The sequence below is a fragment of the Cohnella rhizoplanae genome (genome assembly GCF_948329515.1).
Taxonomy (GTDB): domain Bacteria; phylum Bacillota; class Bacilli; order Paenibacillales; family Paenibacillaceae; genus Cohnella; species Cohnella rhizoplanae.
Genome location: NZ_CAOJCN010000002.1, coordinates 270,167 through 283,313, shown reverse-complemented (window position 1 = coordinate 283,313; position 13,147 = coordinate 270,167). Strand labels below are relative to the sequence as shown.

At 60.0% G+C, this 13,147-nt stretch carries 11 protein-coding genes; all 11 read right to left on the bottom strand.

Going from position 1 to position 13,147, the window contains the following annotated elements; all coding sequences use genetic code 11:
• Nucleotides 1–14: 14 nt before the first annotated feature.
• Complete coding sequence (locus PQG80_RS05515) at nt 15–1,280, bottom strand: extracellular solute-binding protein (protein ID WP_271750216.1); 1,266 nt, start codon at nt 1,278–1,280, stop codon at nt 15–17.
• The gene (locus PQG80_RS05510) at nt 1,273–2,811 is read right to left on the bottom strand and encodes a response regulator (protein ID WP_271750215.1); all 1,539 of its coding nucleotides are present in this window, start codon (nt 2,809–2,811) and stop codon (nt 1,273–1,275) included. Before PQG80_RS05510 ends, PQG80_RS05515 begins: the two co-directional genes overlap by 8 nt.
• Nucleotides 2,786–4,630: a cache domain-containing sensor histidine kinase gene (locus PQG80_RS05505; RefSeq protein ID WP_271750214.1), complete on the bottom strand. Its 1,845-nt coding sequence runs from the start codon at nt 4,628–4,630 to the stop codon at nt 2,786–2,788. The genes PQG80_RS05510 and PQG80_RS05505 overlap by 26 nt, the downstream gene beginning before the upstream one ends.
• Nucleotides 4,631–4,846: 216 nt before the next feature.
• Nucleotides 4,847–5,686: a carbohydrate ABC transporter permease gene (locus PQG80_RS05500; protein ID WP_271750213.1), complete on the bottom strand. Its 840-nt coding sequence runs from the start codon at nt 5,684–5,686 to the stop codon at nt 4,847–4,849.
• A gap of 3 nt (nt 5,687–5,689) precedes the next feature.
• A complete protein-coding gene (locus PQG80_RS05495; RefSeq protein ID WP_271750212.1) occupies nt 5,690–6,625 on the bottom strand; it encodes a carbohydrate ABC transporter permease in 936 nt (311 codons plus the stop codon).
• A gap of 91 nt (nt 6,626–6,716) precedes the next feature.
• Complete coding sequence (locus tag PQG80_RS05490; protein WP_271750210.1) at nt 6,717–8,087, bottom strand: extracellular solute-binding protein; 1,371 nt, start codon at nt 8,085–8,087, stop codon at nt 6,717–6,719.
• Between the two features lie 530 nt (nt 8,088–8,617).
• A complete protein-coding gene (locus tag PQG80_RS05485) occupies nt 8,618–8,821 on the bottom strand; it encodes a YezD family protein (RefSeq protein ID WP_271750209.1) in 204 nt (67 codons plus the stop codon).
• A 127-nt stretch (nt 8,822–8,948) separates the two neighbouring features.
• On the bottom strand, nt 8,949–9,833 hold the full coding sequence (gene cysW, locus PQG80_RS05480) for a sulfate ABC transporter permease subunit CysW (RefSeq protein WP_271750208.1): 885 nt from the start codon (nt 9,831–9,833) through the stop codon (nt 8,949–8,951).
• A gap of 12 nt (nt 9,834–9,845) precedes the next feature.
• Nucleotides 9,846–10,682 (bottom strand): sulfate ABC transporter permease subunit CysT, encoded by an 837-nt coding sequence (gene cysT, locus PQG80_RS05475; RefSeq protein WP_271750207.1) that lies wholly within the window; start codon nt 10,680–10,682, stop codon nt 9,846–9,848.
• Nucleotides 10,683–10,718: 36 nt separating this feature from the next.
• A complete protein-coding gene (locus tag PQG80_RS05470) occupies nt 10,719–11,855 on the bottom strand; it encodes a sulfate ABC transporter substrate-binding protein (RefSeq protein ID WP_271750206.1) in 1,137 nt (378 codons plus the stop codon).
• 292 nt (nt 11,856–12,147) lie between these two features.
• Entirely contained in the window at nt 12,148–13,095 is a 948-nt protein-coding gene (locus PQG80_RS05465; protein WP_271750205.1) for an ATP-binding protein, read from the bottom strand.
• Nucleotides 13,096–13,147: the final 52 nt, after the last annotated feature.

Genomic DNA, 13,147 nt, shown 5'->3' with positions numbered 1-13,147 from the left:
AATCCGCTTGTTTTTCACTTAGCTTGGATGGCCGCGTCGATCGCCGCAGCCGCCTGGTTCAGCCCTTCGGTAACGGTCAGCTTTTTCATTACGATCTTCATCATGTAATTGGCGAACAGTTCTTCGATTTCATTATCGGCGGGGATCGGCGGACGGAGCATGGCGTTTTTGACCCCCTGCATCGTGGCCGCCACATACGGATTGCCGTTAAAGGCCGCAGTCGTCCCCGCCTCGATATTCGTCGGCAGCTGACCGGCCTTGAACATCATCTGCTGCGCCTCCTTGCCCGTCATCCATTTCGTAAACGTCCAGGCCGCCTTCAGATGCTGCGTATCCTTGAGGATCACAAGGTTTTCGCCGCCGATGACCGACCGGCCCGGGAACGGCGTCACTACCGTATCGTTGTCCAGATCGTACGTGTTCTCCTTGGACGTGGAGAGCACGGAGTAGAACCACGGCCCGTCGTCGACCATCAGCATGCTGCCCTGCAGCACCGCATCCCACCGGTCTCCGCGGCCCAGTATCAGGTTGCGTGCGAACACGCCCTCATCCGTCAGCGCGACGATCCGCGTCATCGCCGCGATGCTCGCCGGACTGTTTAAATAGCCGCTTGCCCGCGTATAGGCCGAATCCGTCAATTGACCGCCCATCCCGTAAAAGTAGGGCAGCAGCGACCAGAGCGACAGGCCGTCGAGCCCGAGCGGAAGTCCGCTCCTGCGGGCGGCCCGCACCAGTTCGTCCACCGTCTGTGGCGGATCGATGCCGAGCCGCTGCAGCTGCCGGCGGTTGTAGATCGCCACGCGCGTATTGACGTCGAGCGGGAGGCCGTAATACCGGTCTCCGAATTTGTTCGTGTCCATCGTGACGGACTGCAACCGGCTTGCGGCCGCTGCGAAGTCCGGCAGGTCGCCGACCGGATACAGCACGCCAAGGCTCGACATCTCGGGCACCCAGGTGATGTCCATCCGCACCAGATCGGGCGTTTTCCCCGACGACGCCCGGGCGATGATCGTCGACTTCAGCTCCAAGCTGTAAGGCTGGCGGACCGGCGTCACTTGAATGCCGGGGTATGCCTTTTCGAATGCGGGGATCGCTTCGTTTTCGAAAATTCGGGTCTCCTCGTCGCTGTACGTATGCCAGATGACGATCTCCTCCCGGACCGGAGGCGCCGCCTCGTCCGGCAGCGGTCCGTCGATGAACTGCGTGGCGCCGCAGCCTGCCAGGAGCGACAGGAGCAGTACGAGCTGCACGAAAGCCAGAGAGGCCCGTCGCCTAGTCATGCGACTCCCTCCCCAAGACGGCCGTTCCGCCGTCCCGGTAGTCCGCGGGCGTGCTGCCCGTCATCTTTTTGAACAGCTTGCTAAAGTACTTCACATCGTTGAAGCCCGTCAGCTCGGCGACTTCGTAGACTTTGGCCGACCGGTTGCGAAGCAGCTCCTTCGCCTTCGCGATGCGCAGCTGGATGATATAGTCAATGAAGTTGAGCTCGGTCTGCTTTTTGAACAGCACGCTGAAATAGTTGCGGCTGATGTGAACGTGATCGGCCACCATCTGCAGCGTTAACTCCTGCGTGTAATGCTCGCGGATATAAGCCATCGCCTTGTGGACGACGTTCTGGCTTACGCTTGCCCGCTCCGCCTGCGGCAGCTGCTCGCCGTCCCGCATCCCGTTCTCGAGCAGCTCGCCCAGCTCCGGGAGCGTTTCCGCCTTCATGATCTGCTGATAGTACGCGAGCATCAGGGCCGGCTCGAGCCGGCGGACAAACAAGCGGGAGAACAGATCGCTGGCCTCCTGCTTCACCCGCATCATGTCGTATTTCATCCGCTCCCACTTGCGCAGCCAATCGGATACGCGCTGTCCCGCCTCGTCCGGCGGTAAGGCGGCAAGCGCCTGCCTGCCGTCCTCCGCTCCTGCCTCCGTCTCTGTCCCATCCCCGGCATGAATGCCGGCAGCGCCCTCGAAAAACCGGCGGGCGTACACCTGACGGGTCCGTTCGCAGCTCGCGGACCAGTGCCCCGGCTCTTCCCGCTCGAAATAACCGACCGACAGCGTCACGGCGCCCTCGCGTTCCAGATCGCCCTTTAATGCCGCGACGCGCCCCGCGCCCCCATGCCGGCGGTCGAGCAGCAGGAGCAGCTCCCCTTCGCCGGACACGAAGCCGATCCCGTCCGGGCAGCGCCGGTAGAAAACCTCCTTCAGATCGTCCATCAACAGGCCGACGTGCAGCTGGCCGAATTGCTGCAGCAGGTCGTCCAGCCGATCGATCGCAGCGCGAACGAGCAGATAGCCCGCAGCGAAGCGCGCGGCGAATTCGCGCTCCAGCTCCTCCTGCTCCTGGGCGAGCAGACGTCTCATGTCCTGCTCCAGCTGCCGCCGGCTCAGCAGATCCTCGCCCTTCCGGTACAGATCGAGCTTGAGCGCGGTCTCGGTCTCCTCGCGGATGGCCTCGACGCACCCGCCGATGACCCGGTTGAGCTCCTCGGGCTCCATCGTCGCCTTCAGAATATAATCCTTGGCGCCGAGCACGATCCCTTGGCGGACATAATCGAAATCATTGTAGCTGCTGATCAGAATGACCTTGGTCGACGGGTGCAGCGCCCTTGCCTGCCGGGTCAGCTCCAGCCCGTCCATCAGCGGCATTTTGATATCCGTAATCAAAATGTCCGCCGGCGCTTCCCGAAGCGCGTTCAGCGCTTCCGCCCCGTTCGCGTATTCGCCGGCGAAGCGAAGCGAGAGCCGCTCCCACTCGATCGACGCCTTGATCCCGAGTCGAATGATCGGCTCGTCATCGACGATCATCACGTTCAACATCCGCTGCCGCCTCCCCTTCCGCCTGCTGTTCCGTATCCTGCTGTTGTGGTTTGTTGAGGGTGACGGCTATGACGGTCCCCTGACCCTCGACGCTCTGAATGACCATTCTCGAGCCCGGCGGATAATACAGCTCGATGCACTCTCGCACATGCCGCAGACCGATACCCGTCTCGGTGCCGTTGTTGTCCGGCGCGGCGGGCATCGTCACTTGGGCGAGCTGCGCAGGGGACATGCCGCAGCCGTCGTCCGTAATCCGGATCGCGATGCACGCGCCTGCATCCTCCGCTTCGATGCGGATCGTGCCGCCGCGATTCTTGGATACAAAGCCGTGGAATACGGCGTTCTCGACGAGCGGCTGGATCAGCATGCGCGGGATCTCAAAGTCCGCGACGCCCGGTTCGATCCGAAGCTCCAGCTTGAACGCAAGACTGTAGCGCAGCTCGAGAATCGCGAGGAATTTCGTGATGATCCCGATTTCCTCTTCAAGCTTGACCATATGGCCTTTCTTGCCCATATTAGCCTCGAGCAGGCTGGTAAACGCCGACAGTCCCTCGTAAGCGCGATCGTTGTCGCCCAGCTTGATGAGCCACTTGATCGTGCTGAGCGTGTTGAACATGAAATGCGGATGGATCCGGTGCATGACCGCGCGCATCTCGGCCCGCTGCTTTTTCTGCTGCTCCTCGCGGACCTGGCTCATTAGCCGGTCGAGCCTGCCGAGCATCCGGTTGAACTGGTTGCTCATCTGCCCGATCTCGTCGCTCGACCGGATCGCCGTTCTGGCCGATAAATCGCCTTCGCCGACGCGCTTCATATGCGCCGTCAGCCGGCCGATCGGGTTCGTAATGCGCCGGGCGAAAAACAAGCCGATGACCATCGCCAACAGGCCGAAGCCGCAGCTCCAGACGAAGACGGACCGCTGCAGCGATTCCAGCTGCCCGGTCACCTCCTTCAGCGGAACGACGCCGACGATCCGCCAGCCGTTGGACAATGGCTGCTTGACGCCGTAGTAACGGGTGCCGGCCTGCGCGTATTCGAATTCCTGATCCGGCTGCGCCAGCGCCTCGCCGAGCGCGCCGATCTCCACGGGGTTGCCGATCGCTTCCCGGTTGCTATCGATCATCACCCGCCCCTGCTGGTCCGTGACGAAGAAGCGGCCCGTCTTGCCGAGCCGGATCTGGCTGATCTTGTCGAGCACGGCCTCGCCGTCGATATTGATGACGACGTAGCCGATGTTGCGCATCGTCCCGAAGTCCTTGAGCACGCGAGCGGCCGGGATAACGAGCGCCGTATTGTCGCCTGCGCCGCTGAACTTGTCGTTCTGCAAGGTCGTCCAAGCCAGCCTGCCGTCCAGCCGCTCCGCTTCCCGGATCCAGCCGAAGCTTCGGATGTCATAGCGGTCGACCTTGGCCTGATTAAAAATGCCGCTCCCCCAGCTCGTCCCCTCCGCCTCCAAAATGTAGATGATCTTGACGAAGGAACTGGCATAGATGATCGTATTTAAATAATTATTGATGTACGTTTTGTTATCCACCTTGACGTTGTCCGGCGTCTTGGGCGTCTCCTGCATCACTTTTTCCTGAATGGCCACCTGGCTGTACACCAGGTCCGACGTATCGCTGCCGACATTGAGGATGTTCGAGAGCGAATCGGCCGCCTGCTGCGCGACCTGGATCGAGGATTGCCTGACGTTCTCTTTAACGATGGCGGAGGACGTCCGGTAAAAAAAGACACCGAGGAAGAACGTCGGCAGGATGATGACGGCAAGCAGCACCGCGACCAGCCGCGTTGCGATGCGATTCGCGATTTTGAAACGGAACAAGACGCCGTCACCTGCTTTCTGAAGCCCTTTCATTCCTCATTGTAAACCTTTCCACGCGGCGAATGAAGGTTGAATAAATTCCGAAATCGGAAAATAGTTCACCATCGCGTGCGCGTCTCGGCGCAGAGATCCAGCGGCATGCAATAAAAAACCTCCCGCCCGGCAGCATCCGGTCGGAAGGCTTCTCTCGCGTTCGGTCCGTCGCGCGGGCTTGACTCAGCCCTTGACTGCGCCTGCCGCGATTCCTTTGATGATGAAGCGCTGGAACGTCAGGAACAAAGCGATGATCGGCAGCATGGAAATAATCGACGCGGCGAAGACGAGTCCGTACTCCGTCGTATGCGTGCCCTGCAGCATCCGGATGGCGACCGGCAGCGTCCACTTTTCCGGATCGCTCATGAAGGTCAGCGCGCCGAGGAACTCGCCCCAGTTGCCGTTGAACAGCATGATGACCGACGTGGCGACGGCCGGCAGGGAGATATGGATCGCCACCCGGCTGAAGAAGGTCCAGCGGTTGCCGCCGTCGATGACGACCGCCTCCTCCAGCTCCTTCGGGATGTCGTCGAAGAACCCTTTGTACAGGAACATGTGGAAAGGAATGGCTCCCGCGATGTAGAGCAGCGTCAATCCGCTATAGGTGTTCAACAGATGAAGGTTTTTCAGCAGCAAATACTGCGGGATGATAAACGTGATGCCCGGAATCATCATCGTGCCGATGAACATGCCGAATATCATCTTGCGGCCCGGAAAGCGGTAGCGCGACAAGGCGAACGCCAGCATGCAGGCGACCAGCGTGCCTCCAACAGTAGCCGCGATCGAGATCAGAAAGCTGTTTTTAAAATAATGGCCGAAGTTGCCGCTCGTCCAGGCTTCCTTGTAATTGGCGAATGTCAGGTCGGACGGCAGAAGCTGCGGCGGATAGGACATGGCGAACTGGAACGGCTTGAGCGAGACGACGATCATGTTCCAGAACGGCAGGATGGTAATGACGGCAAAACCGATCAGAACGAAGTAACGAAGGGCTTTCATGATGAAATTCCGTTTTCGAAGACCCATGGCTTAACCCTCCGTTCCGCTGTTTTTGGGGAGCACCTTGAACTGAATGACGCTGATCATGATGATGACGGCCGCCATAATGTAGGAGAGCGCAGCCGAATAGCCGAAGTTGAGCTCGCTGAACGCCTTGTTGTAAATCATGCTGAGCGGCACGTCGTAATCGGACGGCGCGGCGCCGGTGAACAGCAGGAATACTTGATCGAATACGTTGAAAGCGCCGATCGATAGCAGCACGATAACGAACACGGTCGTATTGCGCAGTCCCGGGATCGTAATGTACCGGAATTGCTGCCACTTGCTGGCCCCGTCGAGGCCGGACGCCTCGTACAGATCGGTCGGAATGGACTGGAGCCCCGCCAGAAAAATGAGCATGGCCCAGCCGATGCCCTTCCAGCCCCCCATCGCGAACACGGAGACGAGCGTGCGGGTCGGACTGCCCAGCCAGTCGATGCCTTCGCTGATGAGATGCGTCTTGAGCAGCAGGTAATTGATGAGACCGTAATCCTTGTTGAACATGTACAAGTAGATCTGAATAACGACGATCCAGGTGACGAGCACCGGGATGTAGAACAGCGCCCTGAAAAAGCCGCGGCCCCGGATCGGACGGTCCAGCACGATGGCCAGCAGCAGGCCGAACACGACCTGGATCGGGATCGAGACGACGAAGTTGAGCAGCGCGTTCTTGAACGCGATGCCCACGTTCGGATCGGCGAGGACCGTACGGTAGTTGCGCAGGCCGACGAACGGGCTGGCGCCGATCAGCTGCCAGTCTGAGAAGCTCCTGATGAACGAATAGATGATCGGGTAGACCGAGAAGGTCAGGAACAGGACGATCGCCGGCAGGGCGAACAGGTAGATGCCGTAATGCCGGCGGAGCCAGCCTCTCCTTTTGGGTTTCCCGACGGCGGCATTGGACTCCAAACCTAGCGAATTTTGCAAGCGACGACCCCTCCTTTGCGAAATGAAGACACATCACCCCGCGCACCATGAACAGCGCTTGGGATGATGTGCACGTGGTCAGCGGGCTCTGTTAAGGCTGCGCGAGGACGGCGTCGGACTGCTTCGCCGCTTCGTCAAGCGCTTCCTGTGTCGTCGACTTGCCCAGCATCACCTTGGACACGGCGTCGGAGAAGAACTTGTCGATCTGCGAGTAAGCCGGCGTGGACGGACGGCCCTGCGCCGTTTTCAGCTGCTCCAGGAAAGGCGCGAAGTATGTGATCGCCTTGATATCCGGGTTGTCCGCCAGGCTTGCGACGACCGGCATCTGACCGACCTTCGCCATGGCCACCTGCGCTTCGTCGGAGAGCATGAACTTCTCGAATTCATAGGCAGCCGCCTGATGATCGGCATCGGACGTATTAAACATAACGAAGTTTTCGCCGCCGACTACGCCGATCGAGCCGCCTTCGCCGGCCGGATACGGGGCCGCTTCGAACTTGAAGTTCGGATACTGTTTCTTCAGCACGTCGAAGGCCCAGGGACCGTCGTCGATCATCGCATACTTGCCCTTGGCGAGACCGTCGGTACCGCCCAGATCGCCGTTGTGGAAGCCGGTTACCTTGCCTTCCTTGCCGAGCTGCGCCAGCTTCTCGATCGCGGCGACGGTTTTCTCGCCGTTCATGTAGCCGGTCGCCTTCGTCAGGTCTTCGTTCAGAATCTGGCCGCCGTTGCTCCACACCCATGGACCGAGCCACCACAGGTCGACGCCGAACTGGTAGCCGAACGTCGCGCTGCTGCCTTTGCCGCCGGACAGCTTGCCGAGCGCATCCACGAACTCGTCCATCGTTTTCGGCGGCGCCTCGATGCCCGCCTTGCTCAGCATATCCGGGTTATACAGCAGAACCTTCGTATTCGTATCGAGCGGAATGCCGTACGTCTTGCCTTTGTAAACGTTCGTGGACAGCGGGCCCGGGAAAACCTTGCTCTTCAGCTCGTCAAAGCCGTCCAGTCCGTCCTGCTCGACGAGCGTGCCGAGCTTGGCCAGCTGCGGCGTCATGACGATGTCGATCCGGGCCGCGTCCGGCAGCTGCGCGCCGGCGGCGGATACGAGCAGCTTCTGATTGAAGCTTTCCGTCGGCATCGGCACGTTTTTGACCTTGATGTTTGGATGCGCTTTCTCGAACGCCGGAATGACAACTTCCTGCAGCTGCTTCGTCTCGGTCGACGTCTGATTGTACGTATTCCAGAAGGTGATCTCGATCTTCTTGCCGCTGGCCGCAGGCGCTGCGCTCGAAGCCGCGCTGGAGGCCGTGCTCGATGCGCTGGCGGGAGCGTCGCCCGAAGCGGAGCCGGAAGCCGCGTTGTTCGCGTTCCCGTTGTTGTTGCCGCCGCAGCCGGTCAGTCCGATTGCGCTTGCAAGAACGAGCGTGGTCGCCGTCGTATACACTTTGGTTTTTTTCATGTCTTTTAAGATCCCCTCTCGGTTGACGGATGATGGAGAGACGGGGCTTGCGCCGGCGCCGCCGCCGGATCGCAATCGCATCGCCTCTGTGCTTCACCATTATCTCTGTCGACAGGCGGATCAGTAACCGCTTACATTACGATGTACGCCGTACATTATTCAGAAGTCGCCGCCTTGCTTCCATGCCGTCGAGGGGGAAAATCTACAGAAATCCGGCTTCGTTGCTGAACTTAATGCCCCCTGTCCTTCGGCCCGGTCGGCGAAAGGCGCACGGGGCACGGCGGCACCGCGTCCCGCTTCGCGCTTGCGAACCGTCCGAATAAACGAGTACCCACGGCTGCCGCTAATCGGCGCAGCCGTGGGTAACAAACGACAAGCGGGACGAAAGCAGAGGTTTGCTCTGCAATCGTCCCGCTTGCTTGATCGGTGTGCCAGCGCCTCTCCGGAGGCACCTGGGTGCAATCGATACAGCCTCGGCTCGCCATTCGGGGCTTCGCTCGCCTGCCCCGAACCTCGCCGCCGTCACGCCGCTACTTCGCGGCCGTTCCGCCCTGCGGCACATCGCGCGCGCCGCGGCGCTCCGTTACTTCGTCGAAGCGGCGTCGCTCGGTGCGCTCGATCTGCACGATGCGTCCGTCGTGCACCACAATTTGCACGTTGCCGTATTGCAGCCCTTCCACGGCTTCCGTAATGCGCTGAATCCAGCTTTCATTCAACTCCAACGCTTTTGCCATATGGACGCCTCCTCTTCGTGTTTACGCAATAGATGACTGGAAAATCCTTTATACGATAGGCTGCCTTCGCATCCTACCTTGTCGTTCCGACGCCATTCGCCTCTCCGCAGCCGCCAACCGACCCGGCTCAGTGCGTGCGGCTGGTCGCCATCTTGTGCTCGATGATTCCTTTGACGACCAGCGTAATGATGGCCAGCAGCATGAGCAGCGACGCGACGGCGAAGGACGCGGTGTATTGGTACTCGTTGTACAGGATCTCGATATGCAGCGGCAGCGTGTTCGTCTCGCCGCGGATATGGCCGGAGACGACCGATACGGCGCCGAATTCGCCCATGGCCCGCGCATTGCACAGAATGACGCCGTACAGCAAGCCCCACTTGATATTCGGCAAGGTGACCTTGAAGAACACCCGCCAGCCCTTGGCGCCCAGGCTGACCGCAGCTTCCTCGTCCTGCACGCCCTGCGTCTCCATGAGCGGGATCAACTCGCGCGCGACGAACGGGAAGGTGACGAACATCGTCGCCAGGATGATGCCGGGCGTCGCGAACACGACCTTGTAATCGTGCTCCATCATCCAAGGACCGATGAGCCCCTGCGCGCCGAAGAGCAGGATGTACACCATGCCCGAGATGACCGGCGATACGGCGAACGGCAGGTCGATCAGCGTGATGAGGAGGTTTTTGCCGCGAAACGTGAACTTCGTGATCGCCCAAGCCGCCGCCGCTCCGAACAGCGTGTTGAGCGGCACGGCGACGAGCGCGACGGTGAGCGTCAGTCTCAGCGCCGAGATGGCGTCTGGGTCGGAGATCGCATCGGCGTAAGTCTCCCAGCCTTTGCGGAACGCCTGAACGATGACCGTGAGCATGGGCAGCACGACGACGAGTCCGACGAAGATGAGCGCAATCGAGATCAGCAGAATGCGGACGCCGCGCGATTCGTTCAGATGCTTGGGACGGACGTCCGCAGGCTGCGGCTTAGGAGATACGGCAGCAATCGGTACGGTTCCTGACATCGCGATCCCCCCTTAACTCGTACGCAAACGGCGGTTGGTCCACCGTTGCAGCGTATTGATGAGCAGCAGGAGCGCGAACGAGATGATCAGCAGCACCAGCGCGATCGCCGTCGCCTGGCTGTATTCGAACTGTTCGAGCTTCGTGATGATGAGCAGCGGCGTAATCTCGGTTTTCATCGGCATGTTGCCGGAGATGAAGACGACCGAGCCGTACTCGCCGATCCCTCGGGAGAAGGCCAGCGCGAAGCCGGTGATGAGCGGCGGGATCAGATCGGGCAGCAGCACCTTGCGGAACGTCCGCCAGCGGTGCGCGCCAAGGAGAGCGGCCGCCTCCTCCATGTCGTTCTCCAGCTCGTGGAGCACCGGCTGTACCGTCCGCACGACGAACGGCAGGCCGATGAAGACGAGCGCCACCGTGATGCCGAGCGGCGTATACGCGACCTTGATGCCGAGCGGATCCAGCAGCGAACCGATCCAGCCGTTGGGCGCGTAGATCGACGTGAGCGCGATGCCCGCTACCGCGGTCGGCAGCGCGAAGGGCATATCGATGAGGCCGTCGACGATTTTTTTACCCGGGAAACGATAGCGTACCAGCACCCAGGCCACGAGCAGGCCGAACACGACATTGACCAGCGCGGCGAACAGCGCGGTGAGCAAGCTGACCCTGTACGAGGCAAGCACCCGCTCGCTCGTCACGGTATGCCAGAACTGCGGCAGCGTGAGACCGGACGTCTTCACGACCAAGGCGGCCAGCGGGATCAACACGATCAAGCTCAAGTACAGAATGGAATAGCCTAACGTAATCCGGAATCCAGGCAATACGCGTCTTTCTTTAACCTGGGAAGCCATTGCGATCGTCCTTCCTCGTTGTCGGGTTAGGAGATGTTATCCTTTGGTATATACCTCGTCGAACGTGCCTCCGTCCGCGAAGTGTTTTTTCTGCGCCTCGGTCCAGCCGCCGAAGTCCTTGTCGATCGTGAGCAGGTTAAGCGTCGGGAATTGATCCTTGTACTTGTCGGCAACTTCCTGGAGACGCGGGCGATAGAAGTTTTGCGCGGCGATCTCCTGGCCTTCCGGCGTGTAGAGGTATTTCAGATAAGCTTCGGCAACTTCGCGGGTACCGCGCTTGTCGGCGTTCTTGTCGACGACGGCGACGGGCGGCTCGGCCAGAATGCTGAGCGAAGGCGTCACGATCTCGAATTCATCGCCGTATTCTTTCTTGGCCAGGTAAGCTTCGTTCTCCCAGGCGAGCAGGACATCGCCGATCTTGCGCTCGACGAACGTCGTCGTGGAGCCGCGGGCGCCGGTATCGAGCACGGGCACGTTGGCGAACAGCTTCTTCAGGAAATCCTTGGTCTTAGCTTCGTCGTTGCCGTCCTGCTGCTGCGCGTAGCCCCAGGCCGCGAGATAATTCCAGCGAGCGCCGCCGGACGTCTTGGGATTCGGCGTGATGACCTGGATGCCGTCCTTGACCAGATCGCCCCAGTCCTTGATGCCCTTCGGATTGCCCTTGCGCACGAGGAAGACGATCGTCGACGTATAAGGCGAGCTGTTCGATTCGAACGACTGCTGCCAGTCTTTCTTGATCAGGCCGCTCTCCGTGAGCGAATCGATGTCGTAAGCCAGCGCGAGCGTCACGACGTCGGCTTCGAGACCGTCCAATACCTTGCGCGCCTGCGCGCCGGAGCCGCCGTGCGACTGGTTGATCTTGACCGTCTGGCCGGTTTCTTTCTTCCAATAATCCACGAAGCTCTTGTTGAACGCTTCGTACAGCTCGCGCGTCGGGTCGTAGGATACGTTGAGAAGTTCGATGGACTTGGGCTCGGCGGCCGTCGTGCCGGATGGCTCGGAAGAAGCCGAACCCGCGGGCGAGGCGGACGAAGACGCAGATGCGGATGCGGATGCGCTGCTAGAGCTAGAGGCGTTCTTGCCGTTGTTGTTCGAACCGCACGCGGACAGTACCGCGACGAACAAGGCAATTACGGTGAACAGTACGATTCTTTTGGACGATTTCAATTTCATTTTTCTCCATCCCCCTCCGGATGACCGGTAATAATTCATATAATTCCTACCAAATCAATTGGTTTTTCAAATCATAGCAGTCGGGTGGGTTTAGTGTCAATAAGTTATATTTAAATCGCTTATAAGATTTATTGATAGATGAGCGACAAAACAAAAAATAATCGAACGACGAATGGAAAAGTTTTGATTGACATCGCTGGACGGAATTTATCCGCACAAAAAACCTCGCGGCATGGCCGCGAGGCTCCCTTCGTCAACTTCTTATGGATGGAACGCGTACGATACCAAACCTCTAACCGCGTTGATTGCGGCCCCGCACGTGCACGATGTCCACGAACGGACGGATGCGGTCCATCAGGCGCTGTCCCTTGTGCAGCTCTTCGCCTTCCTTGTGCGTGAAGCTAAAGTGGCGCTCGAGCGACTCCAGGTCGTGATTGGAGGTGTAAAAGGTCGGCTTGCGGTTCATGCGGTGGTTGAGGATGGCTCCGATCACGTGATCGCGGACCCATGGGCTCAGGTTCTCGGCGCCGATATCGTCGAAGACGAGCAGGTCGGTTTCCTTCATGAGCGACATCGTTTCCTTGAGCTTCTGCGGCTCCATCATGAGGGCCTTGGCATCCTCCACGAAGTCGGGCATATAGACGATGACGCCCGTCTTGCCTTCCTTGGCCAGCTTGTGCAGCAGGTACGCGGCCATGTACGTCTTGCCGGTGCCGAAGCTGCCCATCAGGTACAAGCCTTTCTTTTGCAGGCCGTCGGTCCGCGTCCGGTTCACGTAAGCCAGCAGCTGCAGCACCGCGTCCTCGCGCTCGCCGTCCAGGTCCAGCATCTGCTCGGCCTCGTAGCTGTCGGCGTCGATATCCACGTTGCTGGAGAGACTCGTGATCCGGCGCCGGACCTGCTCTTGATGCTCATGGGCCAACCATCTCGCGCATGGCGTCTTGTGGTCGAATACCTGCCACTTGCCGTTCTGCTCCGCGCAGGTGATCGACGTGTAATGCCCCTGCATGTCGTTGGGACAACGCTCGAGCCCCGGACAGTTCTTGCAGGTCCGGTCCTCCTTGGAATATTGGTACAGTTTGTTCAAGTTGATGCGGAGGGTTCGTTCCTCCACGCCGGGGTAACGGTGACGCAGCTGCATCACCAGCGGATCCGCGAGCACCCGATGCGTCAGACTGTCCAGGTCGCCGATTCTCGGCGCGGCCTTCCAGCTTCGCAGCGCTTCTCCTAGCGATTCCATCGCGCTTTCCCCTTTCTATGGCAAGTTAATTCTATGTGAGTGTACAAATAAC

What these genes read in the sequence shown, in the direction of transcription:
- PQG80_RS05490 (WP_271750210.1), bottom strand. Translation starts at nt 8,087, where the DNA reads ATGAAAAAAACCAAAGTGTATACGACGGCGACCACGCTCGTTCTTGCA.
- PQG80_RS05510 (WP_271750215.1), bottom strand. Translation starts at nt 2,811, where the DNA reads ATGTTGAACGTGATGATCGTCGATGACGAGCCGATCATTCGACTCGGG.
- cysT (WP_271750207.1), bottom strand. Translation starts at nt 10,682, where the DNA reads ATGGCTTCCCAGGTTAAAGAAAGACGCGTATTGCCTGGATTCCGGATT.
- PQG80_RS05485 (WP_271750209.1), bottom strand. Translation starts at nt 8,821, where the DNA reads ATGGCAAAAGCGTTGGAGTTGAATGAAAGCTGGATTCAGCGCATTACG.
- PQG80_RS05500 (WP_271750213.1), bottom strand. Translation starts at nt 5,686, where the DNA reads ATGGGTCTTCGAAAACGGAATTTCATCATGAAAGCCCTTCGTTACTTC.
- PQG80_RS05515 (WP_271750216.1), bottom strand. Translation starts at nt 1,280, where the DNA reads ATGACTAGGCGACGGGCCTCTCTGGCTTTCGTGCAGCTCGTACTGCTC.
- PQG80_RS05465 (WP_271750205.1), bottom strand. Translation starts at nt 13,095, where the DNA reads ATGGAATCGCTAGGAGAAGCGCTGCGAAGCTGGAAGGCCGCGCCGAGA.
- PQG80_RS05470 (WP_271750206.1), bottom strand. Translation starts at nt 11,855, where the DNA reads ATGAAATTGAAATCGTCCAAAAGAATCGTACTGTTCACCGTAATTGCC.
- cysW (WP_271750208.1), bottom strand. Translation starts at nt 9,833, where the DNA reads ATGTCAGGAACCGTACCGATTGCTGCCGTATCTCCTAAGCCGCAGCCT.